The sequence below is a fragment of the Paraburkholderia sp. PGU19 genome, assembly GCF_013426915.1.
Lineage (GTDB): Bacteria > Pseudomonadota > Gammaproteobacteria > Burkholderiales > Burkholderiaceae > Paraburkholderia.
In genome coordinates this window covers 139103-162424 of record NZ_AP023180.1, presented here as the reverse complement: position 1 = coordinate 162424, position 23322 = coordinate 139103, and the positions used below count along the sequence as shown (strand labels likewise).

The 23322-nt window shown below is 61.2% G+C and carries 19 protein-coding genes; 15 read left to right on the top strand and 4 right to left on the bottom strand.

Annotated features, from left to right (window positions below; translation table 11 throughout):
- Nucleotides 1-84 precede the first annotated feature (84 nt).
- Nucleotides 85-1626, top strand: a complete 1542-nt coding sequence (locus H1204_RS18340) for an MFS transporter (RefSeq protein ID WP_180732145.1) — start codon at nucleotides 85-87, stop codon at nucleotides 1624-1626.
- A 52-nt stretch (nucleotides 1627-1678) separates the two neighbouring features.
- Here H1204_RS18340 and H1204_RS18335 read toward each other — a convergent pair whose 3' ends face one another.
- A complete protein-coding gene (locus H1204_RS18335) occupies nucleotides 1679-2260 on the bottom strand; it encodes a YMGG-like glycine zipper-containing protein (protein ID WP_180732144.1) in 582 nt (193 codons plus the stop codon).
- Between the two features lie 217 nt (nucleotides 2261-2477).
- Between H1204_RS18335 and H1204_RS18330 the strand changes: the two genes are divergently transcribed.
- Complete coding sequence (locus tag H1204_RS18330; RefSeq protein ID WP_180732143.1) at nucleotides 2478-3011, top strand: MarR family winged helix-turn-helix transcriptional regulator; 534 nt, start codon at nucleotides 2478-2480, stop codon at nucleotides 3009-3011.
- The gene (locus tag H1204_RS18325; RefSeq protein ID WP_180732142.1) at nucleotides 3008-4222 is read left to right on the top strand and encodes an MFS transporter; all 1215 of its coding nucleotides are present in this window, start codon (nucleotides 3008-3010) and stop codon (nucleotides 4220-4222) included. The genes H1204_RS18330 and H1204_RS18325 overlap by 4 nt, the downstream gene beginning before the upstream one ends.
- A gap of 29 nt (nucleotides 4223-4251) precedes the next feature.
- Here H1204_RS18325 and H1204_RS18320 read toward each other — a convergent pair whose 3' ends face one another.
- Nucleotides 4252-5745, bottom strand: a complete 1494-nt coding sequence (locus H1204_RS18320; protein ID WP_180732141.1) for an aldehyde dehydrogenase — start codon at nucleotides 5743-5745, stop codon at nucleotides 4252-4254.
- A 97-nt stretch (nucleotides 5746-5842) separates the two neighbouring features.
- Nucleotides 5843-6394: a cupin domain-containing protein gene (locus tag H1204_RS18315; protein ID WP_180732140.1), complete on the bottom strand. Its 552-nt coding sequence runs from the start codon at nucleotides 6392-6394 to the stop codon at nucleotides 5843-5845.
- A 459-nt stretch (nucleotides 6395-6853) separates the two neighbouring features.
- Between H1204_RS18315 and H1204_RS51425 the strand changes: the two genes are divergently transcribed.
- The 12 genes from H1204_RS51425 to H1204_RS18260 all read left to right on the top strand — a co-directional run bounded on the left by H1204_RS51425 (nucleotide 6854) and on the right by H1204_RS18260 (nucleotide 21705).
- Nucleotides 6854-7060, top strand: a complete 207-nt coding sequence (locus H1204_RS51425; protein WP_241024045.1) for a hypothetical protein — start codon at nucleotides 6854-6856, stop codon at nucleotides 7058-7060.
- Between the two features lie 305 nt (nucleotides 7061-7365).
- Nucleotides 7366-8154, top strand: a complete 789-nt coding sequence (locus H1204_RS18310; RefSeq protein ID WP_180732139.1) for a gamma-glutamyl-gamma-aminobutyrate hydrolase family protein — start codon at nucleotides 7366-7368, stop codon at nucleotides 8152-8154.
- 35 nt (nucleotides 8155-8189) lie between these two features.
- Nucleotides 8190-9524: a glutamine synthetase family protein gene (locus H1204_RS18305; protein ID WP_180732138.1), complete on the top strand. Its 1335-nt coding sequence runs from the start codon at nucleotides 8190-8192 to the stop codon at nucleotides 9522-9524.
- A gap of 34 nt (nucleotides 9525-9558) precedes the next feature.
- A complete protein-coding gene (locus tag H1204_RS18300) occupies nucleotides 9559-10995 on the top strand; it encodes an aspartate aminotransferase family protein (RefSeq protein WP_180732137.1) in 1437 nt (478 codons plus the stop codon).
- An 87-nt stretch (nucleotides 10996-11082) separates the two neighbouring features.
- Complete coding sequence (locus H1204_RS18295; RefSeq protein ID WP_180732136.1) at nucleotides 11083-12204, top strand: polyamine ABC transporter substrate-binding protein; 1122 nt, start codon at nucleotides 11083-11085, stop codon at nucleotides 12202-12204.
- Between the two features lie 214 nt (nucleotides 12205-12418).
- Complete coding sequence (gene potA, locus H1204_RS18290; RefSeq protein WP_180732135.1) at nucleotides 12419-13591, top strand: polyamine ABC transporter ATP-binding protein; 1173 nt, start codon at nucleotides 12419-12421, stop codon at nucleotides 13589-13591.
- Nucleotides 13588-14565, top strand: a complete 978-nt coding sequence (locus tag H1204_RS18285; protein WP_180732134.1) for an ABC transporter permease subunit — start codon at nucleotides 13588-13590, stop codon at nucleotides 14563-14565. Before potA ends, H1204_RS18285 begins: the two co-directional genes overlap by 4 nt.
- A complete protein-coding gene (locus H1204_RS18280) occupies nucleotides 14562-15473 on the top strand; it encodes an ABC transporter permease subunit (protein ID WP_180732133.1) in 912 nt (303 codons plus the stop codon). Before H1204_RS18285 ends, H1204_RS18280 begins: the two co-directional genes overlap by 4 nt.
- A 38-nt stretch (nucleotides 15474-15511) precedes the next feature.
- Nucleotides 15512-17083: a DUF3138 family protein gene (locus H1204_RS18275; RefSeq protein WP_180732132.1), complete on the top strand. Its 1572-nt coding sequence runs from the start codon at nucleotides 15512-15514 to the stop codon at nucleotides 17081-17083.
- An 881-nt stretch (nucleotides 17084-17964) separates the two neighbouring features.
- Nucleotides 17965-19260 carry an FAD-binding oxidoreductase gene (locus tag H1204_RS18270; RefSeq protein ID WP_180732131.1) on the top strand — a complete coding sequence of 432 codons (1296 nt, stop codon included), beginning with the start codon at nucleotides 17965-17967 and terminating at the stop codon, nucleotides 19258-19260.
- Nucleotides 19260-20564 (top strand): FAD-binding oxidoreductase, encoded by a 1305-nt coding sequence (locus H1204_RS18265; protein WP_180732130.1) that lies wholly within the window; start codon nucleotides 19260-19262, stop codon nucleotides 20562-20564. Before H1204_RS18270 ends, H1204_RS18265 begins: the two co-directional genes overlap by 1 nt.
- 130 nt (nucleotides 20565-20694) lie before the next feature.
- Nucleotides 20695-21705 carry a DUF2891 domain-containing protein gene (locus H1204_RS18260; RefSeq protein WP_180732129.1) on the top strand — a complete coding sequence of 337 codons (1011 nt, stop codon included), beginning with the start codon at nucleotides 20695-20697 and terminating at the stop codon, nucleotides 21703-21705.
- A 105-nt stretch (nucleotides 21706-21810) separates the two neighbouring features.
- Here H1204_RS18260 and H1204_RS18255 read toward each other — a convergent pair whose 3' ends face one another.
- Nucleotides 21811-23256, bottom strand: a complete 1446-nt coding sequence (locus tag H1204_RS18255) for an MFS transporter (RefSeq protein WP_180732128.1) — start codon at nucleotides 23254-23256, stop codon at nucleotides 21811-21813.
- Nucleotides 23257-23322 lie beyond the last annotated feature (66 nt).

The window sequence follows — 23322 nt, the reverse complement described above, 5'->3', positions numbered from 1 at the left end:
CACATTCATGGGAATTCACCTCGTCAATCGGGACTCATATTCCCGATATATTAGCCGTTCATCTACCGCAACGGGATTCACGTCATGCAGCTTCTTCGTCCGCGCAAAAACACCCTTGCGCTGCTCGCCGCCTGCCTTTCGTCGTTGATGTTCGGGCTCGAGATTTCCAGCGTCCCCGCCATCCTGCCGACACTTGAACATCTGCTGCACGGCGATTTCAAGGACATGCAGTGGGTCATGAACGCGTACACGATTGCCTGCACGACGGTCCTGATGGCGACGGGCACGCTCGCGGACCGCTTCGGCCGCAAGCGTGTGTTCGTCGTCAGCATTGCGCTGTTCGGGATTACGTCGCTGCTGTGCGGGCTGGCGTCGAACATGGCCGTGCTGATCGCGGGCCGCTTCCTGCAAGGCGCGAGCGGCGGCGCGATGCTGATCTGCCAGGTCGCCGTGCTGTCGCATCAGTTCCAGCAGGGACACGAGCGCGTCAAGGCGTTCGCCGCGTGGGGCATCATCTTCGGCATCGGACTGGGATTCGGGCCGATCATCGGCAGCGCGACGGTCGCGCTGACCGGCTGGCAGTGGGTGTTTCTCGTGCACGCGCCGCTGGCGCTCGCGACGATCGCGCTCGCCATCAGCGGCGTCAGTGAATCGCGCGATCCACATGCGCAGAAGCTCGATATCGCGGGCGTCGTGACCTTGTCGCTCGCCGTGTTCGGCGTCGCCTTCTACATCACGCAGGGCGCGGACTTCGGCTTCGCGAGCCTGCCCGCACTCGGCATCGTCGCAGCGAGCGCGCTCTGCCTGATCGCGTTCTTCGTCGCCGAGAACAGGAGCGCGCATCCGATGTTCGACTTCTCCGTGTTTCGCATCCGCAAGTTTTCGGGCGCGCTGATCGGATCGGCTGCGATGAATTTCAGCTTCTGGCCTTTCATGATCTATCTGCCCGTCTACTTTCATAACGCGCTCGGTTATGACGACCTGCACGCGGGGCTCGCGCTGCTCGCCTACACGCTGCCTACGCTGGTCGTGCCGCCCGTCGCGGAACGTCTCGCGCATCGCTATCAGCCGGGCTTCGTGATTCCCGGCGGGCTCTTCACGATTGGCTTCGGCTTCATGCTGATGCGTATCGGCAGCGGTGCGGAGCACGCCAGCTGGATGACGATGCTGCCCGGCTGCGTGATCGCCGGCGTCGGACTCGGCCTCACCAACACGACCGTGACGAACACGACGACGGGCGCGGTGTCGACGGCACGCGCCGGCATGGCCTCGGGCATCGACATGAGCGCGCGGATGATCTCGCTCGCCATCAATATCGCGTTGATGGGGTTCGTGCTGGTGGCGGGCGTCGCCGCGTCTCTCTCGCGCGCGTGGTCAGGCGCGCAGGACACCGCGCAGATTCACGCGACAAGCGCTGCAATTGCGGCGGGCCATGTCGTCGCGCTCGACGGCACGATCGCGCACGATGCGCTCGTGCATGGCTTTGGCTGGGTGATGCTGTATGGAGGCGTGGGCGCGTGGCTGCTCGCGGCGGCGAGCTTCGTGACGTTCGGCGCGATGACGAACGCGACCCGTTCGAAGCTGCAAGAGGCGTGCGCGGCAACATCTGCGCAGCGCACGGATTGATACAAAAAAACGTGAGCGCGGATGACGCGCTCACGCTTTCCAGACGTGCGGATCAGTAATAAGGATACGGCGCGTAAACGGCGCCCGGCGGGGCATAGTAATAAGGACGCGGCGCGTAATAGACAGGCCCCGGCGCATAGTACACCGGCGGCGTTGCATACACGGGCGCAGGCGGCTGCGAGATGGTGTTGCCCTTCGACGTCATGCACTGCGCGTAAGCGGCGTCGTAGCGCCCCTGCAGGCCATAAGCCGAATACGACGCGCCGTTCGCGCCCGCTGCGCCGCCGACCAGCAAGCCGCTGCCCGCGCCGATTGCCGCGCCGGCGCCCGGATTGCCCGCCGCCGCACCGATCAGCGCGCCGACAGCGGCGCCGCCCAGCGTGCCGACAGCCGCGCTGCCCACTGCGTTGTTGGTGGCCGCCTGCGACGCACCATTCGCGTCCGTGCTGCGGTACGCATAGTCACGGCACGTGTAGTCGTCCTGCTGGAACTGTTCGAGCGGCTCACCCTTGCGCGGCAGCGCAACCACGCTCGGTCCGCTGGGTGGGACGACGGCACAACCGCCTATCGCGAGCAACACCCCGACGAGGATCGTCGGCATTGCGACCTTTCTTGTGACCTGAGTCTTGTTCATGTTCGTCGACCTGCCAATGAAAAATGCCAATGTCCAATAGGAGAACAATAGTCCAATAGACTTAGGGTTGAGTTACGAATGCGTTACTGGATATTTCTACACTTTGACCTGGCGCAATGCGCAAAAAGTAAAAAAGGGTCAGCGGAATTCACCTTGAAATCGCAGTCCGATATGTGCATCATGCACATATGCATAGTGCACACATCGAGGTGACGCGATGACCCGGCGCATGGAAAATCTGCTCGGCGTGCTCGCCCTTCTGGTGACGGACGAACTGAACGCACAACCCAGCATTCCCGCGCTGGCCGGTTCGACCGCGCGCGCAATGCTCAATGCGATTGGCCAGTACCCCGACTCGTCGATCGAACTGCTGCGCGACGCCGTGGATCTCTCGCATCCCGCCGCCGTGCGCGCAGTGGCGGGACTCGTCGATGCTCGCCTCGTCGAAAAGAAGGCGGGCAGCGACAAGCGCTCGGTTGCGCTGGCCCTCACGGCGACTGGACGGCGCGAAGCGAACCGCTTGCGCGCCGCGCGCGGGCGCATGCTCGAACGCATCGCCGCCAGGCTCGATGAAAGCGAGCGCGACGTGCTCGAAAGCCTGCTGATCAAGATACTCTGGAACGAAACGCGCGACTCGCCGCACGCGATGCAGCTTTGCCGCTTCTGCGACGACAAGCCATGCCTGAAAGCGGGCTGCCCCGTCGAGTGCCGCGAACAGGGGCTGCCGATGCCGGAGCGGAGCGCACCATGAATGCCGCCGATATAGACGCGATCCGCTTGAACGCTCCGCCCGTGCGCTGGCGCGCAGTGGCCGCGCTGACGGCCGTCTCGACGTTCTCGCAGATCGGACAGTTCGGCATCGGCTTCATGGTCCTGCCCGTGTGGCTCGCGCATCAAGGGCTCGACGCGCCGCGCGCGGGACTCTTCGCTGCTGCGCAATGGGCGGGCATGTTCATCGGACTGCTGTTTGCGCCGCGTCTGATCGAACGCATTGGATCGAAGCTGACGGTGACGCTCGGGCTCGCCGCTTCGCTGATCGCGTATGCATCGTTCGGTGCCTTGTCGTGGCCTGCGTGGATGTTGCCCGGCATGCTGACGGGGCTCGGCATCGGCTTGCGCTGGATCGCGAACGAAACCTGGCTCTATAGTCTCGTGCCCGCCGACAAGAGCGGCAAAGTGGTCGGCGTTCACGAAACCTTGATCGCATCGGCGGGCGTGCTTGCGCCGGCGCTCGCGGTCTATGGCGGCGTGAGCGGGACATGGGTGTTCGTGTCGGGTTCGCTGCTGACGCTCGCGGCCGCCGTTCCGTTGTGGCTTACCCGTTCGTCCGCGCCGCAACCTGTATTGGAGCCGCGCGTGGCTCACGGCACGCGCCTCGAACTGGGACCCACTGTTTGTCTCGGCCTCGTCACGATTGCCGTCGGCGGCATCGGTGACGGCGCGCTCTACGGGCTCTTTCCGCTCTTCGCCGACAGCCGCGGACTCACAGCCACGCAAACCGCGACGATGCTCGCGTGCTTCGGGATCGGCGGCATGGTGCTGCAATTTCCCGTTGGCTTGCTCGCGGATCGCGCCGGTCTCGCGGCAACGGTGATCGTCTGCGCGTTGGCCAGCACGGCGGCTATCGTGGCGTTTTCTTTCGCGCCGCCAGCGTCGCTTGTGTATTTCGGAGCCGCGCTGCTGCTCGGCGGCATGAACAGCGCGTACATCACGCTCGGCATGGTTGCGGCCGCGTGCAGCGAAAAACAGACAATCACCCGCAACATGCGCGTGCTGTCGCTCGCCTTCACTGCATGCTCGATCGCCGGGCCACTCTCTGCCGGCTCAGCAATGAAGGCTCTCGGAAACGACCTGTTGATGTGGCAACTCGCGATCATGAGCGGCGCGCTCATGATCTACACGCTCGGCATGCGTGAAGGACACCGGCAGGCGCGGCAGCGCGCGCCTTCGGCCTCTTCCTGATAACCGAGGGGCGCGCGCCAGCGTTTCGCTCAGCGCAAACGCACCAGCGTCGACTTCAGCTCCGTGTACTTTTCGAGCGCATGCAACGACTTGTCGCGGCCATTGCCCGACTGCTTGTAGCCGCCGAACGGGAAGTTCATGTCGCCGCCTTCGTCATAGCAATTGACCCATACGGTGCCCGCGCGCAGACGCCGCGACACTTCATGCGCCGTCGTCAGATTTGCTGTCCACACGGCGGCGGCGAGACCGTAGTCGCTGTCATTGGCGATCTTGACGGCTTCGTCGATCGTATCGAACGTGATCACCGACAGCACCGGTCCGAAAATCTCTTCACGCGCGATCTTCACATCATGCTTCGGCACATCGAAAACAGTCGGCTCGATATAGAAGCCGCCGCTTTCCTGCTGAACGCGCGCGCCGCCATGCAATAGCTTCGCTTCGGCGCGCCCTGCTTCGATATAACCCAGCACGCGATCGAGCTGCACCTGATCGACGATTGCGCCCATCGACGTCTTCGGGTCCAGCGGATTGCCCGGCGCATAGCTGCGCGCCGCCGCGACCAGCTTGTCGAGGAACACGTCCTTGATGTCGCGATGCACGAGCAGACGCGAGCCCGCCGTGCACATCTCGCCCATGTTGTAGAAGATCGCGCCCGCCGCGGTTTTAGCAGCGCGATCGAGATCGGGACAATCGGGCAGCACGATATTCGGCGACTTGCCGCCGAGTTCCAGCCACACGCGTTTCAGGTTCGACTGCCCCGCGTATTGCATGATGAGCTTGCCGACATTCGTCGAACCCGTGAACGCGAGGCAATCCACATCGTGATGCAGTGCGAGCAGTTTGCCCGGCTCGCCGCCGCCCGGCACCACATTGAATACGCCTGCGGGAATGCCCGCTTCATGCGCGAGTTGCGCGACGCGAATCGCCGTCAGCGGCGATTTCTCCGAAGGCTTGAGCACGACGCTATTGCCCGCCGCGAGCGCGGGCCCGAATTTCCACGATGCCATCAGGATCGGGAAATTCCACGGCACGACGGCAGCGACGACACCGAGCGGCTCGCGCGTCACGAGGCCGACCAGGTGATGATCGGCGGGCACGACTTCGCCGCCAACCTTGTCGATCGCTTCCGCAAACCATTCGACGCAATACACCGCGCCCGGTACGTCGACGCTGGTCGTGTCGCCGATCGGCTTGCCCGCATCGAGCGTTTCGAGCAACGCGAGTTCGTCGAGATGCTCGCGCATCAGCGCCGCCCATTTGAGCAGCTTCGCTTTACGCTGACGCGGATTGAGGCCAGACCAGATGCCTTTGTCGAACGCATGCCGCGCGGCGCGCACGGCCGCATTCACGTCGGCCTCGCCGCAATCGGCGACTTTCGCGAGCACCTTGCCGTCAATAGGACTCACGCAGTCGAACGTGCGCCCGCTTTCGGCCGGCCGATACTCGCCGTCGATAAACGCGCGCCCTTCGATTACGAGCGTCGCTGCCTTTTCCTGCCAGTAAGCCAATGTCGTCTTGTCCATCAGGATGCCTCAATGTTATGCGTTCAGCGCACTGCATATGACATGCGTGATGCGATGCTGCGCCGAATGCGTTGACGCGAAGCGGCGTGCGAAAAAATCAGAAAGTGGGCGGCGAATTGGCCGACACGACTTCGCACACCTGCTGCGCGCTGGGATTGCGAAAACGATGCGGTAAGCGGCTTTCGAAGTAATAGCTGTCGCCGGGGTCGAGCAGCCACGTCGTGCCGTCGACGGTCAATTCGAGCTGACCGCTGACCACGACGCCGCCCTCGTGCCCTGCGTGCTGCAGCATTTCCGGGCCCGTATCCGCGAGCGGCTGATACACCTCGCGCATGATGCCCATATTGCGATCCTTGACACCCGCGCCCGCCAGATAGAACTCGATCTGCTCATTGCCGAGATTCGGCATCTCCGCGCGACGCGACACCACGTTGCGATCGGCCTCGATTTCAAATGTGAAGAATTCCGCGAGACTCATTGGTATGCATTCGAGCAGTTTCTTCAGCGAGCCGACGGAAGGACTCACGCGGTTCTGCTCGATCAGCGAGATCGTGCCGTTCGTCACGCCCGCCCGTTTCGCCAGTTCCCGCTGCGAAAGACCGTGCTTTTTCCGGATGTACTGCAGGCGGGTTGCCACTTCAATTGACATCGATGCACTCATGGAAACGGGTAGTACTTCACGAAAAGAGCGGCATACGAATAGCACGCGCGTGTGTTGAATATTCTAATCACTTTAAATTGGCCGCCTCTGGGGAAAACCCTGAAAGCGAAACGCAATTTTTACGCATCTACGGGCTTCAAAGTGGACTTGAATGCGTATAGATAGCTCAGGGTAAGCCCTCATCAAAGTTTCGTAAAAAGACTTTGACGGCCTTTTTGACTCGTATATCCTGAACTACAGGTTGATGTTTCCTGATTCGCATTGGATAGATTTCTCCCTGCAACCGTTTAATTCATCCGGATGTCGCGAGTGAAGAATCCGGTTTCAATGCGATTCGAATAACAACCTGACGTCCCGTTTCTTTAAACGCCTGCTGCGTTTTTTTGAACGAGGCGTTCAATACTTTCAACGTGCCAGTCGAGTGTAATCGTGAGAGTCCGAGGCCCTTTGGTTAGGTGGGATCGTAGTCAGTTCGCGAGGTGTCTTCGCGCTGACCATGCCATCGCCGACGGCAGCAACGGCAGGCTTGCGTTTCGCCGCTTTCTGTCCGTCTTCACGATCCTGTCGCGCCGTTCCGTTCGTCGTCACAACTCCATTTCAGCGCGTGCGTTCATCGCGGTTCATACCGACGAAGTCGCATCGCTCTTGCCCTAGCGCCTTTCCCCTGTCGCTGTCAGGCCCGCTTGCGGGTCGATGCTTCGCACGCGTTATCGCGCTGTGTGTTCGGTTGCGCTCGTCCCTAAGCCGGACACGCGCCGCTGCACGCCTGCGATTGCACGCAGCGGAGCGAACCGGACAGCGTATCTGTTTGCTACGCGCGGCGCGATCCGCTGACGACGCTGCCACGCAAGCACTCTTCCAGTAGCTTCGCGCTCTGCGCATGGCTGCGGAATCGTGCCGCGCGTATGCACACCATGATTTGCCGCGTTCCCGCAGTCAACGACGAATACCAGTTAGTCATGCAAACAAAACCTTTAGTCGGCATCACGGCCGACAGAACGATGATGGGTCTGCATCCTTCGCATGTGGCCGGCGAGAAGTACATCGCGGCCGTGGTCGACGGCGCGCAAGCGCTTGCGATGCTGCTGCCCGCGTTGGGCGACAGACAGGCGCCGGAAGATCTGTTCGCGCATATCGACGGCCTGTTGTTCACAGGCAGCTATTCGAATGTCGAGCCGCATCGTTATGGCGGTCACGCGAGCGCGCCCGGCACGCTGCACGATGCCGCGCGCGACGCGACGACACTGCCGCTGATGCGTGCCGCCATCGACGCAGGCATCCCCGTGCTCGCTATTTGCCGTGGCTTTCAGGAAATGAATGTCGTATTTGGCGGAACGCTGCATCAAAGCGTTCAAACGGTGGAAGGCTATGACGACCACCGCGAGAACAAGGAAGACGCCCTCGACGTGCAGTACGGGCCTTCGCATGCGCTGCATCTACTGCAAGGCGGGCTGTTGCAGAAGCTCGCCGGCGGCGCAAGCGAAGTGCGCGTGAATTCACTGCACGGCCAGGGCGTCGAGCGGCTCGGCGACGGCCTCACGGCCGAAGCCCACGCGCCGGACGGATTGATCGAAGCGATCAGCGCGACGCATGCGCGCGCCTTCACGCTGGGTGTGCAATGGCACCCGGAATGGAAGCACGCAAGCGACGCGTTATCGACAGCGATCTTCCGTGCGTTCGGCGCGGCGTGCCGCGATCGAATGCGCATGAGGACGGGTTCGGCAGCGGCTGCAAGCGCACATGTCTGATCCCCGTTCTGCGCAACAAAACAGAGAGAACGATCATGCAAGAGATTGACGAGTTTCTGAAGAAACATCGCATCACCGAAATCGAAGCGATCATTCCCGACATGGCGGGGATCGCGCGCGGCAAGATCATTCCGCGCAGCAAGTTTGAATCGGGCGAATCGATGCGCCTGCCGCAAGCCGTGATGATCCAGACGGTGACGGGCGAGTATCCCGAAGACGGCACGCTGACGGGCGTCACCGACCCCGACATGGTATGCGTGCCCGATCCGTCGACGATCCGCATCATCCCGTGGGCCGTCGATCCCACCGCGCAGGTGATTCACGATTGCGTGCATTTCGACGGCACGCCTGTAGCGATCTCGCCGCGCCGCGTGCTGCGCCACGTGCTCGATCTCTATAAGGCCAAGGGCTGGAAGCCCGTCATCGCGCCGGAGCTGGAGTTCTATCTGGTCGACATGAACAAGGACCCCGACCTGCCCTTGCAACCGCCCGTCGGGCGCACGGGCCGTCCCGAAACAGGACGCCAGGCATATTCGATCGAAGCCGTGAACGAATTCGATCCGCTCTTCGAAGATATCTACGAGTACTGCGACATTCAGGAACTCGAAGTCGACACGCTGATTCATGAGGTCGGAGCCGCGCAGATGGAAATCAACTTCCTGCACGGCGATCCGCTCAAGCTCGCCGACCAGGTGTTTCTCTTCAAGCGCACGGTGCGCGAAGCGGCGCTGCGTCACCACATGTACGCGACGTTCATGGCGAAGCCGATGGAGAACGAACCCGGTTCTGCGATGCACGTGCATCAAAGCCTCGTCGATGAAGAGACGGGCCAGAACCTGTTCACGGGCAGCGATGGCAAGCCGACCGATCTATTCAATCAGTACATTGCCGGCCTGCAGAAGTACACGCCCGCATTGATGCCGATCTTCGCGCCTTACATCAATTCGTATCGGCGGCTGTCGCGCTTCATGGCCGCGCCGATCAACGTGCAATGGGGTTACGACAACCGCACGGTCGGCTTCCGCATTCCGCATTCGGGTCCGCAGGCGCGCCGCATCGAGAACCGCATTCCGGGTGTGGACTGCAATCCGTATCTCGCGATTGCGGGCACGCTCGCGGCCGGCTATCTCGGCATGACCCAGCGACTCACGCCGACCGAGCCGCTCACCAGCGACGGCTATGAATTGCCGTACCAGTTGCCGCGCAATCTCGAAGAAGGACTCACGTTGATGGGCGCGTGCGAGCCGCTTTCCGAGATCATGGGCGAGCAGTTCGTCAAAGCGTATCTCGCGCTGAAAGAAACCGAATATGAAGCGTTTTTCCGCGTGATCAGTTCGTGGGAACGCAAGCATTTGCTGCTGCACGTCTGAGTCCGGCGTCATCCGCAAAACAACTGGAGGCAACATGAGTTACAGGACAGAAGAAATCGCTTACGTGCAATCCGCGCAACCGGCCGCGAAGGCGAGTACTTCGCAACAGCAGCGCAGCACGGCTGAATACCGTGCGCTCGACGCCGCGCATCACATTCACCCGTTCTCCGATATGGGCGCGCTCAATCGCGCGGGCAGCCGCGTGATTGTCAAGGCGGAAGGCGTCTATCTGTGGGACTCCGATGGCAACAAGATCATTGACGGCATGGCGGGGCTGTGGTGCGTGAACGTCGGCTATGGCCGCAAAGAACTCGCGGACGCAGCGTATAAGCAGTTGCAGGAACTGCCCTTCTACAACACGTTCTTCAAGACCACGCATCCGCCCGTGATCGAACTGTCGGCGTTGCTCGCCGAGTTGACGCCCGCTCCGTTCAACCACTTCTTCTATTGCAATAGCGGCTCGGAAGGCAACGATACCGTGCTGCGCATCGTTCATCAGTATTGGGCGACGCAAGGCCAGAAACTGAAGAAGTTCGTCATCTCGCGCAAGAACGGCTATCACGGCTCGACGATCGCGGGCGGGACGCTCGGCGGCATGGGTTATATGCACGAGCAGATGCCTTCGCAGGTCGAGCACATTGTGCATATCGACCAGCCGTACTGGTTCGGCGAAGGCGGCGACATGACGCCGGAAGAATTCGGCCTTGAGCGTGCGCGCCAGCTCGAAACGGAAATTCTCGAGCTTGGCGCCGAGAACGTGGCTGCGTTTATCGGCGAGCCTTTCCAGGGCGCGGGCGGCGTGATCTTTCCGCCTTCTACCTACTGGCCGGAAATCCAGCGCATCTGCCGCAAGTACGACGTGCTGCTCGTCGCCGATGAAGTGATCGGCGGCTTTGGCCGCACGGGCGAATGGTTCGCGCATCAGCATTTCGGCTTCGAACCGGACCTCATCACGATGGCGAAGGGCTTGACGAGCGGCTATATCCCGATGGGCGCCGTCGGCCTGCACGACCGCATCGCCAAAGCGATCATCGAGAACGGCGAGTTCAATCACGGGCTCACGTATTCCGGCCACCCCGTGGCCGCCGCTGTCGCCGTCGCGAACCTGCGGCTGTTGCGCGACGAGAAGATCGTCGAGCGCGTGAAGAACGAAACGGGCCCGTATTTCCAGCAGTCGCTGCGCGAGACCCTCGCGAATCATCCCATTGTCGGTGACGTGGCGGGTGCGGGTCTCGTTGCGGGCATCCAGCTCGCGCAGAACCCGAAGACCAGAAAGCGCTTCGAGAATGGCGGCGACGTCGGCACGATCTGCCGCGACTTCTGCTTCAACGGCAACCTGATCATGCGCGCCACGGGCGACCGCATGCTGCTCTCGCCGCCTCTCGTCGTCACGAAGAGCGAGATCGACGAGATCGTCGCGAAGGCGAAAAAGGCCATCGACGCAACTGCACAACAGCTAGGGCTTTCGTAACGGCAGTCAGACCACCGGCGCGGGCGCCGTGACGCATCGAACGCGACACACGCTCACGCCGGTCTTTTACCTTCAAGGGAAATCAACATGAGCGTTTGTCATCTTCGTCATGCGGTCGCGGGGGCCGCGCTGGTAGTCGTGACGGGCATTGCCGCACTGTCGGGCACGGCGGCGCAGGCGGCCGATACCGAACTGAACGTCTACAACTGGTCCGACTACATCGCGAAGGACACGATTCCGAACTTCGAGAAACAGACGGGCATCAAGGTCAAGTACGACAACTACGACAGCGACGACACGTTGCAGGCCAAGCTGCTCGCAGGCAGCTCGGGCTACGACATCGTCGTGCCGACGTCGAACTACATGGCCAAGCAGATTCAGGCGGGGGTCTACCAGAAGCTCGACAAATCGCAGATGCCGAATCTGAAGAATCTCGACCCGACGCTGATGAAGATGATCTCCGACGCCGACCCGGGCAACCAGTACGGCGTGCCGTGGGCATACGGTACGGACGGCATCGGCTACAACGTGCAGGCCGTGCAGAAAGCGCTCGGCGCGAACGCGCCCGTCGATAGCTGGGCGCTCGTGTTCGATCCCGCGAACCTCTCGAAGCTGAAAAGCTGCGGCGTGTCGTTCCTCGATCAGGCCGTCGACGTTTTTGCGGCCACGCTGCAGTACATGCATAAGGACCCGAACAGCACGAACCCAGCCGATTATCAGGCCGCCTTCGAAGTGCTGAAAAAAGTCCGTCCGTACATCACGCAGTTCAACTCGTCGGGCTACATCAACGACCTCGCGAATAACGACGTGTGCGTCGCCGTTGGCTGGTCAGGCGACGTCGGCATTGCACGCCGCCGCACGCAGGAAGCGAAGCGTTCGTACGAAATCAAGTTCTCGAACGTGAAGGAAGGCGGCCTGCTGTGGTTCGACGTGATGGTCGTACCGAAGGACGCGCCGCACCCCGAAGCCGCGATGAAGTGGATCAACTTCATTTCGGATGCAAAGAACAACGCAGAGATTACCAACGAAGTCTTCTACCCAACTGCCAATCGCGCCGCGCGCCAGTTCGTCATCCCGGCTGTCGCGCAGGATCAGACGGTCTACCCGGCCGACGACGTGCTCTCGAAGATGACGCTAATGAAGCCGATGCCGACGGACATTCTGCGGCTCGAAAACCGCCTGTGGGCACAACTGAAAACCGGCCACTGAACTTTGTGATTTAGCTCCGGTTTTCAGGGACATCAAAGGGAACTGAATGAAGCGAAGAGGGATCGCTCGATCCCTCTTCGTAGAGCAGTAGCGCAGTCAGTCTGCGTCTTGCGCGCAGCCCCATGTTTCCCCGATTGCAGCACGACCTCTGCGAGCGCTTCGCGCGCCTCGCCAGGGCCCGTTCGTGCCTGCGATCCGTAAAGAACGGTCACATATGAATACGATGCACACCACGCAAGCAGCGAAAGCGGCCACGCAACCCGCGACGACGAAAGCGACTTCGGCGACGAAAGAGAAAGCAGATCAGTTCGTTCGCATCGAAAACGTCGTAAAGAAGTTCGGCGACAGCACGGCTGTCGACAACGTCAACCTCAGCATCGCGAAGAACGAACTGTTCGCGCTGCTCGGCAGTTCGGGCTGCGGCAAGTCCACGCTGTTGCGCATGCTGGCGGGCCTGGAGACGGCCACGTCCGGCAGGATCTTCGTCGACGGCGAAGATCTCGCGAGCCTTCCGCCCTATCGGCGCCCCGTGAACATGATGTTCCAGTCGTATGCGCTCTTTCCGCATATGACGGTCGAATCGAATGTCGCGTTCGGCCTCAAACAGGAAGGCACGCCGAAGAACGAGATCAGGGAGCGCGTCGCCGATGCGTTGAATCTCGTGCAGATGACGAAGTACGCGAAGCGCAAGCCGCACCAGCTATCGGGCGGCCAGCAGCAGCGCGTCGCGCTGGCGCGTTCGCTCGTCAAGCGCCCCAAGCTGTTGCTGCTCGACGAGCCAATGTCGGCGCTCGACAAGAAGATCCGCCAGAAGACCCAGCTCGAACTCGTGAACATCATCGAGAAAGTCGATGTCACTTGTGTGATGGTCACGCACGATCAGGAAGAAGCGATGACGATGGCAAGCCGCCTCGCCGTCATGAGCGAAGGCCGCATCGTGCAGATCGGCTCGCCGACACAGGTCTACGAGTTTCCAAATAGCCGCTTTTCCGCCGAATTCATCGGCTCGACCAATCTGTTCGAAGGCGTGGTCGTCGAAGACGAACCCGATCACATCTTCGTCGAAAGCGAAGATCTCGAAACGCGTATGTACGTGAGCCACGGTGTAACGGGACCGCTCGGCATGCCTGTCGGCATTTCGGTGCGTCCGGAACGCGTGCGCGTGACGCGCGAGAAACCCGGCGCGGCGCACAACTGGGCGCGCGGCGTCGTGACGGATGTCGCTTACATGGGCAGCTATTCGCTGTACCACGTACGCCTGCCGAGCGGCAAGACCGTCATGTCGAATCTCTCCAGTTCGCACCTGATGAGCGAAGGTGCGCCCGTCTACAACGACGACGTGTTCGTCTCATGGTCGCCTTCGAGCGGCGTGGTGCTGACGCAATGAGAAATCCCACCCAAACCTCTGCGGCGCAACTGGGCGCCGCCTCGAATGCGAGCCCCGCGCTCGCATCGTTCAAACAAAGCTTCGCGAAGCTGCTGCCTTCGGGCCGCAGCACCGTGATCGGCATTCCGTTCACCTGGCTCGCGGTGTTCTTCGCGCTGCCGTTCGTGCTGGTGCTGAAGATCAGCTTTGCCGATTTGCGCCTTGGCATTCCGCCTTATACGGAACTCGTCAGCGTGAAGGACGGCGTGGTGCATTTCGCGCTGCAATTGAGCCACTACGCGTTCCTGCTGCAGGACAGCCTGTACGTCGCAACCTATCTTAGCTCGCTGAAGATGGCCGCTGTCTCGACTATCTGCTGCCTGCTGATCGGCTATCCGATTGCGTATTACATCGCGCGCTCGGCACCTGCTACGCGCAACCTGCTGATGATGGGCGTGATGCTGCCGTTCTGGACGTCGTTTCTGATCCGCGTGTACGCGTGGATCGGCATTCTGAAAGACGACGGCCTGCTCAATCACACGCTGATCGCGCTCGGCGTGATTCACACGCCATTTCGCCTCTATCACACGGATATCGGCGTCTATATCGGCATGGTCTATTCGTACTTACCGTTTATGGTGATGCCGCTCTACGCGCATCTCGTGAAGATGGATTTGACGCTGCTCGAAGCCGCCTACGACCTCGGCGCGAAACCGTGGACGGCGTTTACGCGCATCACATTACCGCTGTCGAAAAACGGGATCATCGCGGGCTCGCTGCTGGTGTTCATTCCCGCCGTTGGCGAGTACGTGATACCGGAACTGCTCGGCGGCGCGGACACGCTGATGATCGGCCGCGTGATGTGGGATGAGTTCTTCAACGACATGGACTGGCCGATGGCATCCGCCGTGACGGTGGCGATGGTGCTGCTGTTGCTCGTGCCGATGGCCGTATTCCAGTACTACCAGGTCAAGGAACTGGAGGGTGCCAAATGATCAAGCCGAACAAACCTTTGTCCGCCACGGTGCTGACGCTCGGGTTTCTCTTTCTCTATATCCCGATCATCAGCCTCGTCGTGTTCTCGTTCAATGAGTCGAAGCTCGTCACCGTCTGGTCCGGCTTCTCGCTGAAATGGTATGGCGCACTGCTGCACGACGACGAACTGCTCACGGCCGCCTGGCTGTCGCTGAAGATTGGTCTGATGACGGCGTGCGCGTCCGTCGTGATCGGCACGTGGGCGGGTTTCGTGCTCGCGCGCTTTGGGCGCTTTCGCGGCTTCACGTTCTTCGCGGGGATGATCAACGCGCCGCTGGTGATTCCCGAAGTGATCCAGGGCATTTCGCTGCTGCTGCTCTTCGTCGCGCTGGAGCAGATGATCGGCTGGCCCAAGGGACGCGGCGTGCTGACGATGTGGATCGGCCACGTGATGCTGTGTGTTTCGTATGTCGCGATCATCGTGCAGTCGCGCATCAAGGAACTGAACCGGTCTCTCGAAGAAGCGGCACTCGATCTCGGCGCGACGCCGTTCAAGGTGTTCTTCGTGATCACGCTGCCGCTGATCTCGCAGGCCTTGCTTTCCGGCTGGCTGCTGTCGTTCACGCTTTCGATCGACGATCTCGTGCTCTCCGCGTTCCTGTCCGGTCCAGGCTCGACGACATTGCCGCTCGTCGTGTTCTCGCGCGTGCGTCTTGGCCTGAACCCGGAAATGAATGCACTTGCCACGCTCTTCATCACGGCCGTGACGATCGGCGTGATCGTCGTCAATCAATGGATGCTGATGCGCGACCGCAAGCGCACTCGCGACATGCAGATGGCGTTCGCGATAGCCGACGCCGCCGATACCCCTTCGACAACCACACGCCCTGCCGTGGCGACCAGCGCGCTCGATACGGCCAACGCATAAGAAGTTCTTCGCAATACGACAAACAAGGAGAAAATTGCATGAGAAAGAAACTTATCTGTCTGCTGGTAGCGGGGGCTCTGCCGGGTGTCGCTTTTGCGGACTCGACCAGCGCACAGATCAAGGCGCTTCAACAACAACTCAACGCGCTGCAAAAAGAAGTGAAGGAATTGCGCGCGCAAGTGGCCACCGCGCCTGCAGCGAAGCCGGCTGTGGGTACGGCCGCCACGCCGGTATTGGCCGCCGCCCCTGTCGATATCACGTCGCCCGATTACGGTCGGGCGCCCGCGAATATCAGCAACGACGACCTGACCACGATCAAGCAGCAGATCGCGAATCAGCAGTTGAAGGTCGATTCGCTGGAGGATGCGGCGCAGACGGGGCCGATCGCGGGTCTTTCGGTGACGGGCTATATCGACCCGACGTACATCTATAACCGCGCGCAGAGTTCGTCGTCGTTCCTGTTCGCGAATCACGAGAGCGTGTACAACTACTACAACAGCACGTTCGGCGATCTGTATCTCGACATCAAGAAGACATTCGGTGTCGGGCCGATGGCGCCGTCGGCGGAGATCACGCTGATGCCGAACCGTGGCAACGGGATCACGCTGCTGCAGAACTCCCATGGCAATATCGGCAACAACATCCTGAACACGGCCATCGTCACCGTGCCGCTGACGGGGTCGACGACGTTCGTCGCCGGTTTGATTCCGAGCTTTGGCGGGTATGAAGTGCAGCAGTCGAACCAGATGCTTACGCTCACGCACAACCTGCTGTATGACTTCTCCGATCCGGGCAGCTATGTCGGTGTCGGCGCGAACTATACGGCGGGCAACTGGGCGTGGAAGTTCTTCGTTGGTAATGAGCAGTACCGCACGTACGGTGCCGTCACGCAGACGGGCACGAATGCATTGGGCGATCCGATCACGACGAGCAACAAGATTCCGACCTTTACTGCGCGTACGGACTATACGTGGTCCAGTGCGCTGGATATTGGCGGATCGTTCAATATTGGGCGTCAAACGCTGCCGAGTGCCGTCGATCCGGCGACGGGCAATGTCACTTTTGGCGTGGGCGGTCAGGCACCTAGCTCGGGCGGGACGTTCTTCTTTGGTGAAGTTGACGCGACTTATACGCTGGCGGATGTGCAGTACAACGCCGAAGTCGACTATGGTCAGCAGCAGAATGCGGCGTTCAACGGCGGCCAGGCGCAATGGTATGGACTGTCACTGCTCGCGCATCGGAAGTTCAATATGCCTGTGGTGGGTCGCATGGGTGCGACTGTGCGGTATGACTTGCTCGTTAATAGCAAGAATGGTGGTGGCGGTGGTGGAATTGCTTTGAATTCCAATGGTATGGATGTGAATAACGGGTTCGGTATCGGTGCTGATTGTCTAGCAAACTCGAAGGCCAATGGTGGCCTTGGGTTTGAGTGCAAGGGGGCTAACCGTCAGGATGTCGCGCTGGATCTGTTGTTCTTCCCGACGCAGCAAATTACCGTCAAGGTGGAATATCGCCACGACTGGGCGAATCAGAGCGTGTTCTTGCGGAATGATGGGTCTTATAGCAAGTCGAATGATTTGCTAGCTACGCAGTTTATTTACTCTTTCTGAGGGGGCTTTTGTGTCTGCGACGCTTGTTTTGGTTTGCATGGGGCGTCGCTGGCATCCGCGTTACGGTGTTTGCCATTCATGCGTCGCCCCTGTGCGGGGCGGCATCTACTTTGTCTGCGATGGCTGGTTGGTTTGCTTCGGGTTTTCGCTGGCATCCGCGATTTGCCTTCGTGCTTCACGCGTCGCCCCTGTGCGGGGCGGCACCTACTTTTCTTTGCCGCCGCAAAGAAAAGTAGGCAAAAGAAAGCGGCTAACACCGCCAGTTCTTGTGTTTGCCTGAGGGCCCCCACAGGTTCCTACGCTTCACACGGCAACGGCTCTGTTGACGCGTGCTGCCAACGCTTTGAATAAACGCATCACCCGCTTCGAATACCCGTATTCGGGCTAGCGGCAGCGGATGGTTTGTGCCGCCAAGGTGGCAAACTGTGTGTAGGTTGTCCCGTCGTATAGCTTGGCGCTCTTACAGGGTGGAGCGCGTGCGCTTTCGGGTCCGAAGTGAGGCATGTGAATCTCTACGGCCTACACACAGTTTGCCACCTGGGCGGCGGTGGAATGTCTGGCACGGCATGATCCAATGCGGGTGCGTGAAGCGGGTGAGGCGCACCGCAAGAGCGCTGGCAACGAACATGGGTCACGTGGTTGCCGTGTGAAGCGTAAGAACCTTCGGGGGCCCTCAGGCAGGAAGAAATGTTGGCGGTGTTAGCCGCTTTCTTTTGCCTACTTTTCTTTGCGGCGGCAAAGAAAAGTAGGTGCCGCCCCGCACAGGGGCGACGCGTGAAGCGCGCTAACAAAATGCGGATGCCAGCGCAAACACAAGCAAACACCATAAACCGGATGCCAGCGCAAAGACCAAAAACCACAAACCTACAACTTCCCCGTCCATGCCAGAGAACCTCAACTCCCAACCTCACACAGCATCGTGGTACGCAGCAACCACCAACGACCACACGCAACATCCACCATTGGATGAAACGACAACCGTTGACGTCTGCGTAATAGGCGCCGGCCTGACCGGCATTTCAACGGCATTGAACCTCGCGGAACGCGGCCACACAGTAGCGGTGCTAGAAGCATCAAAAGTCGGCTGGGCGGCGAGCGGTCGGAACGGTGGCCAACTAATCGGCGGTTTCGCCTGCGAAATAGACACATTCGCAAAGTACATGCCCGAGAGCGACGTCCACCGCATCTGGGAAATGGGCTTAGAAACGCTGGATATGGTGAAAGACCGCGTAGCGAAGCACAGCATAGACTGCGATCTGACGATGGGCTACCTCACAGCCGCCAACCAACCAAAACATGTAGACGCACTACGCACCTGGCGCGACGACGCAAAAAAACGTTTCAACCACGACCGATACCGGTATATCGAACGTGCGCACATGGACCAGTACGTGCAATCGTCCCGCTATCTCGGCGGCCTTTTCGACCCGGACAGCGGCCACCTGCATCCCCTCAACTACACATTAGGCCTCGCCCGCGCAGCCGTCGAAAGTGGCGCCCGTATCTACGAAAACAGCTGCGTCACAACACTACGCACAGAAAACAGCACACACGTAATCGAAACAGCACAAGGAACAGTGCGCGCCAAGTACGTAGTGCTAGCCTGCAACACCTGGCTCGGAGCGCTAGCGCCACAAGTATCCCGAAAGATCATGCCCGTCGGCACCTACGTCATCGCCACGGAACCGCTCGACCCGGCCCGCGCCGCCGCGCTGATGCCCGCACGCGCCGCCGTCTGCGACAGCCGCTTCGTGCTCGACTATTTCCGCCCTGCTCCCGACAACCGCCTGCTCTGGGGCGGCAAGGTCAGCTACTCGACTTTCGAGCCACGCAATCTCGCCGAAGCCATGCGCCGCGACATGCTAAAAACCTTCCCGCAACTCGCCGATGTCAAAGTGGACTACGCATGGGGCGGCTTCGTCGACATCACGATGAACCGCGCGCCCCATTTTGGCCGGCTCGCGCCGACCGTCTACTTCGCGCAAGGCTTCTCGGGACACGGCGTCAATACGACCGGCCTCGCGGGCAAGCTGATCGCGGAAGCCATCCATGGCCAGGCTTCGCGATTCGATCTGTTCGGTAAAATCCGCCATCGCGACTTCCCCGGCGGCACACTGCTGCGTACGCCCGCGCTCGTGCTTGCAATGGCCTGGTATCGAATGAAGGACTGGCTCTGATGACGGAAACACTCGACCGCCGCGCGGATGCGCTGATCCGCAACTCATACTACGAAGCCACTGTGTCGCGTCCGCTCGCGGACGATCCCATGCTGGAAGGTCCGCTCGACGCCGACGTCTGCGTGATCGGCGCGGGCTTCTCCGGACTGTCAGTGGCGCTCGAATGCCGCGCACGCGGGCTTTCCGTCGTCGTTGTCGATGCGCATCGCCCCGGCTGGGGTGCGTCGGGACGCAACGGCGGACAGATGCTCGCCGGTTTTGCGAAAGACGAGATCATCGAAAAGCAGCTCGGCCTCGAAGGCGCGCGCGCTGCGTGGGCATTGACGGTCGATGCCGTCAAACTGGTGCACGAGAGGATCGGGCGATATGGAATCGAATGCGATTTCACGCCGGGCTTCATGACGGTCGCGACCAAAGCGAAACGCGTCCCCGACCTGCGCGCATGGATGGACGCGGCGACTAACCGCTGGGGTTACCCGCATCTGTCGTGGGTCGATGCTGACGACATGCGCGGACGCATCGCGTCGGAACGTTATCTGGCAGGTGTCTACGATGCGTTCTCCGGGCATCTGCATCCGCTCAAGTATTGCCTCGGTCTCGCCGATGCGGCGCGCCGCGAAGGTGCGCAACTCTTCGCGCATTCGCCCGTGCTCGAAGTCGTGCGCGGGGCACGGCCTGTGGTGCGTACCGCGACGGGCGAAGTGCGTTGCCGCTTCGTCGCCGCGTGCGGCAACGCGACGCTCGGCAACGTGTTGCCCGCTGCAATCGCCGCGCGCATCGCGCCCATTGCGTCGTACATCGTCGCGACGGAATCGCTCGGCAAGGCGCGCGCCGATGCTCTGATCAGGAACCGGACCGCGATCTGCGACAACAACTTTTTCCTCGATTACTTTCGCGTGTCGGCGGATCATCGCGTGCTGTTCGGCGGACGCGCGAGTTCGACAGGCGCATCCCCTGCGCAGCTGACGGGGGATATCCGCAAGCGCATGCTCGGCGTCTTTCCGCAACTCGCGGATACGAAGATCGAATTTGCGTGGGGCGGGTTCGTCGATATCACCCGCAATCGCGTGCCCGATTTCGGCGCGATCGATCCGAACTACTTCTATGTGCAAGGCTTTTCGGGGCATGGCGTGGCGCTGACGGGCATTGCGGGGCGCGTCATTGCAAAGGCGATCTCAGGCGACACGGCCGCGCTCGATCTGTTCTCGCGCATCAAACACGCGCGCTTTCCGGGCGGCCCGGCGCTGCGCGGACCAGCGTTGGAACTGGGGATGCTGTATCACCGCATTCGCGAGTTGTTCTGAATCGCATTGCAGCACGGCTTGCACATGACAGACCGGGTTCACTAAAGGCAGAATGTGCACCTCACCCTCGATGCGCCACACCCGCATTGAAGGCTTACCGTAACCCACAACCCGTTACGACGAGGCGTCGATGACTGCCGTACTCACTTCTGAAATCGCATCGAAATTCGCGGGCCTCGCGCTGGCTCACCTCACGCGCGAGTATCCGAACAAGCTCACGCATTCGCTCGCCGGGCCGCAGGACGTGCAAGGCCCGCGCGAACTGCATCCCATCTTCTATGGCAGCTATGACTGGCACTCGTGCGTGCACGGCTACTGGTTGCTGTTGCATCTGATCGAACGCTTTCCGGAATTGCCGGAAGCGCCGCACATCGTCGCCGTCGTCGACGAACACTTCACCGCGCAGAACGTCGCAGGTGAACGCGCGTATCTCGACTTGCCGCATAACCGCGGCTTCGAGCGCCCCTATGGTTGGGCGTGGCTGCTCGCGCTGTCGGGTCAGGTGGCATCGTTGAAGCTGCCGCAAGCCGAACGCTGGGCACAGACCATCGAGCCGCTGACGGCGGCTTTCGTCGAACGCTTCGAGGAGTTTCTGCCGAAGGCGACGTATCCGCTGCGTGTCGGGACGCATTTCAACACCGCGTTCGCGCTGGCGCTGACGCTCGACTTCGCGCATCGCACGCAGCGCGATTCGCTCGCGCGCCTCATTGTCGACACGGCGAAGCGCTGGTATCTCAGCGATGCCGGATGCCAGGCGTGGGAGCCGTCGGGCGACGAGTTCCTGTCGCCGTCGCTGATGGAAGCGGAGTTGATGCGCCGCGTGCTGCCGCCTGCTGAATTCGCCGGATGGTTCGAGCGTTTCCTGCCCGATCTCGCGCAGCGTCAACCCGCGACGCTGTTCGTCCCCGCCACCGTCACGGATCGCAGCGACGGCAAGATCGCGCATCTCGACGGGCTGAACCTGAGCCGCGCGTGGTGCCAGCGGTCGCTGGCGCGCGCGCTGTCGAATGACGATCCGCGCCGTGCCGTACTCTTCGAAGCCGCCGACGTTCATCTGGAGACCGCCCTGCAACACGTAGCGGGCGACTATATGGGCGAGCACTGGCTCGCCACGTTCGCTACGCTCGCGCTCGAAGCATAGAGAAAGTAGCGATCGCAACCAGTTCGCCGCGCAATTGAAAATGGCCAGTGTCTGTGAAGACACTGGCCATTCCGTTTTTCAGGCAGAGAAAACGTGCGTTGCCGATCAATGCGAGATCTCTTCGAGCGCAACGCCACGCGTGCGCGGCCCCATCACGCCGATCACCAACATCACGATCGCCATCGCGCCCGCGATGAACACGAACACGCCCGTCGATCCGAAGTACTTGAGCACCGACGCAATAAAGAACGCCGTGAAAATCGCGGAGAAGCGGCTCCATGAATAGACGAAGCCCACTGCACGCGCGCGGATGCTGGTCGGAAACAGCTCTGCCTGATAGGCGTGATAGCTGTACGACATGATATTGCTGCCCAGCGTCAGACCGATGCCGAGACAGATCAGCATTGCGGCCGCCGTCGTCTGACTGAACCACAGTCCGCACACGATAATGAGCGCCGCCATCGCGACGATCACGCTCTTGCGCTCGTACTTGTCCGCGATGAAAAGCCCGATGATGGGACCCACGGGCGCCGCGAGCGCGATGACGCTCGAATAGGCAAGGCTCGTCGTCACAGTAATGCCCTGCTTGATCAGCAGCGTCGGCACCCAGTTCGCGAAGCCATAAAAGCCGACTGTCTGGAAGATGTTGAAGATGCTCAGCATCAACGTGCGGCTGCGATACGGCGGCACCCACATGTCGCTGAAGCGTCCGCTCGGCGGCACGGGAACGGCCGGCGCAGCCGGCGGCAGCGGCTTGCCGTACTCGGCCTCGACCTTCGCTTCGAGCGCGCGCATCACTCGGTCCGCTTCATCGACGCGCCCTTGTTGCGCGAGCCAGCGCGGACTTTCGGGCAGATTGCGCCGGATCCACCAGACGAACAGCGCGCCGTGCGCACCGATCAGCACAACCCAGCGCCAGCCATCGAGCCCGAGCGGCGCGCGCGGCACCAGCAGCCATGCAAGAAATGCGACGACAGGCACGGCCATAAAACCCACGGCCTGTTCGCACGCGAATGCGCGGCCACGAATATGCTTCGGGACCAGCTCAGAAATGTAGGTGCCGATCGTCACCAGTTCGACGCCGATTCCAAGGCCCGCCATGAAGCGCCAGAAGTTGAGCCCTGTGGCCGTCTCCTGAAATGCCATGATGACGTTGGCAACCGTGTACCACAGCAGCGAATACGTGAAGATCGCGCGGCGGCCGAAGCGGTCCGCGAGAAAGCCACAGGCGATCGTGCCGATGAACAGCCCGAGAAACAGCGTCGCGATGAAGCTCGCGATCCCCGTCGTGCCGAACAGGCCTTGCGTGGTCGACGTGAGGATGCCGCTCTTGACGATGCCGGGTGCAACGTAGCCCGTATAGAGCAGGTCGTAAAGCTCGAAGAAAAAGCCAAGGCTCAGCATCACGACGAGCTTCCATACCGAGCGCGTCGCGGGCAAGCGGTCGAGCCGCGCGCTGATGGTGCCGGCGTGGACGGCGGAAGACGATGCGGGCGCACTCGTCTGCGTGGTCCCAGGCTGCGGGATGCCCGCCTGGTCTTGCGTTGTCATTGTTCTGTCTCCTGTGTCGAAGGCCTACCGCGACTTCGAATGCAGGCCAGGCTCGCATTGTAGCCG

What these genes read in the sequence shown, in the direction of transcription:
- H1204_RS18260 (WP_180732129.1), top strand. Translation starts at nt 20,695, where the DNA reads ATGACTGCCGTACTCACTTCTGAAATCGCATCGAAATTCGCGGGCCTC.
- H1204_RS18320 (WP_180732141.1), bottom strand. Translation starts at nt 5,745, where the DNA reads ATGGACAAGACGACATTGGCTTACTGGCAGGAAAAGGCAGCGACGCTC.
- H1204_RS18310 (WP_180732139.1), top strand. Translation starts at nt 7,366, where the DNA reads ATGCAAACAAAACCTTTAGTCGGCATCACGGCCGACAGAACGATGATG.
- H1204_RS18340 (WP_180732145.1), top strand. Translation starts at nt 85, where the DNA reads ATGCAGCTTCTTCGTCCGCGCAAAAACACCCTTGCGCTGCTCGCCGCC.
- H1204_RS18275 (WP_180732132.1), top strand. Translation starts at nt 15,512, where the DNA reads ATGAGAAAGAAACTTATCTGTCTGCTGGTAGCGGGGGCTCTGCCGGGT.
- H1204_RS18300 (WP_180732137.1), top strand. Translation starts at nt 9,559, where the DNA reads ATGAGTTACAGGACAGAAGAAATCGCTTACGTGCAATCCGCGCAACCG.
- H1204_RS18285 (WP_180732134.1), top strand. Translation starts at nt 13,588, where the DNA reads ATGAGAAATCCCACCCAAACCTCTGCGGCGCAACTGGGCGCCGCCTCG.
- H1204_RS18335 (WP_180732144.1), bottom strand. Translation starts at nt 2,260, where the DNA reads ATGAACAAGACTCAGGTCACAAGAAAGGTCGCAATGCCGACGATCCTC.
- H1204_RS18330 (WP_180732143.1), top strand. Translation starts at nt 2,478, where the DNA reads ATGACCCGGCGCATGGAAAATCTGCTCGGCGTGCTCGCCCTTCTGGTG.
- potA (WP_180732135.1), top strand. Translation starts at nt 12,419, where the DNA reads ATGAATACGATGCACACCACGCAAGCAGCGAAAGCGGCCACGCAACCC.
- H1204_RS18305 (WP_180732138.1), top strand. Translation starts at nt 8,190, where the DNA reads ATGCAAGAGATTGACGAGTTTCTGAAGAAACATCGCATCACCGAAATC.
- H1204_RS18280 (WP_180732133.1), top strand. Translation starts at nt 14,562, where the DNA reads ATGATCAAGCCGAACAAACCTTTGTCCGCCACGGTGCTGACGCTCGGG.
- H1204_RS18295 (WP_180732136.1), top strand. Translation starts at nt 11,083, where the DNA reads ATGAGCGTTTGTCATCTTCGTCATGCGGTCGCGGGGGCCGCGCTGGTA.
- H1204_RS18315 (WP_180732140.1), bottom strand. Translation starts at nt 6,394, where the DNA reads ATGTCAATTGAAGTGGCAACCCGCCTGCAGTACATCCGGAAAAAGCAC.
- H1204_RS18265 (WP_180732130.1), top strand. Translation starts at nt 19,260, where the DNA reads ATGACGGAAACACTCGACCGCCGCGCGGATGCGCTGATCCGCAACTCA.
- H1204_RS18270 (WP_180732131.1), top strand. Translation starts at nt 17,965, where the DNA reads ATGCCAGAGAACCTCAACTCCCAACCTCACACAGCATCGTGGTACGCA.
- H1204_RS18325 (WP_180732142.1), top strand. Translation starts at nt 3,008, where the DNA reads ATGAATGCCGCCGATATAGACGCGATCCGCTTGAACGCTCCGCCCGTG.
- H1204_RS18255 (WP_180732128.1), bottom strand. Translation starts at nt 23,256, where the DNA reads ATGACAACGCAAGACCAGGCGGGCATCCCGCAGCCTGGGACCACGCAG.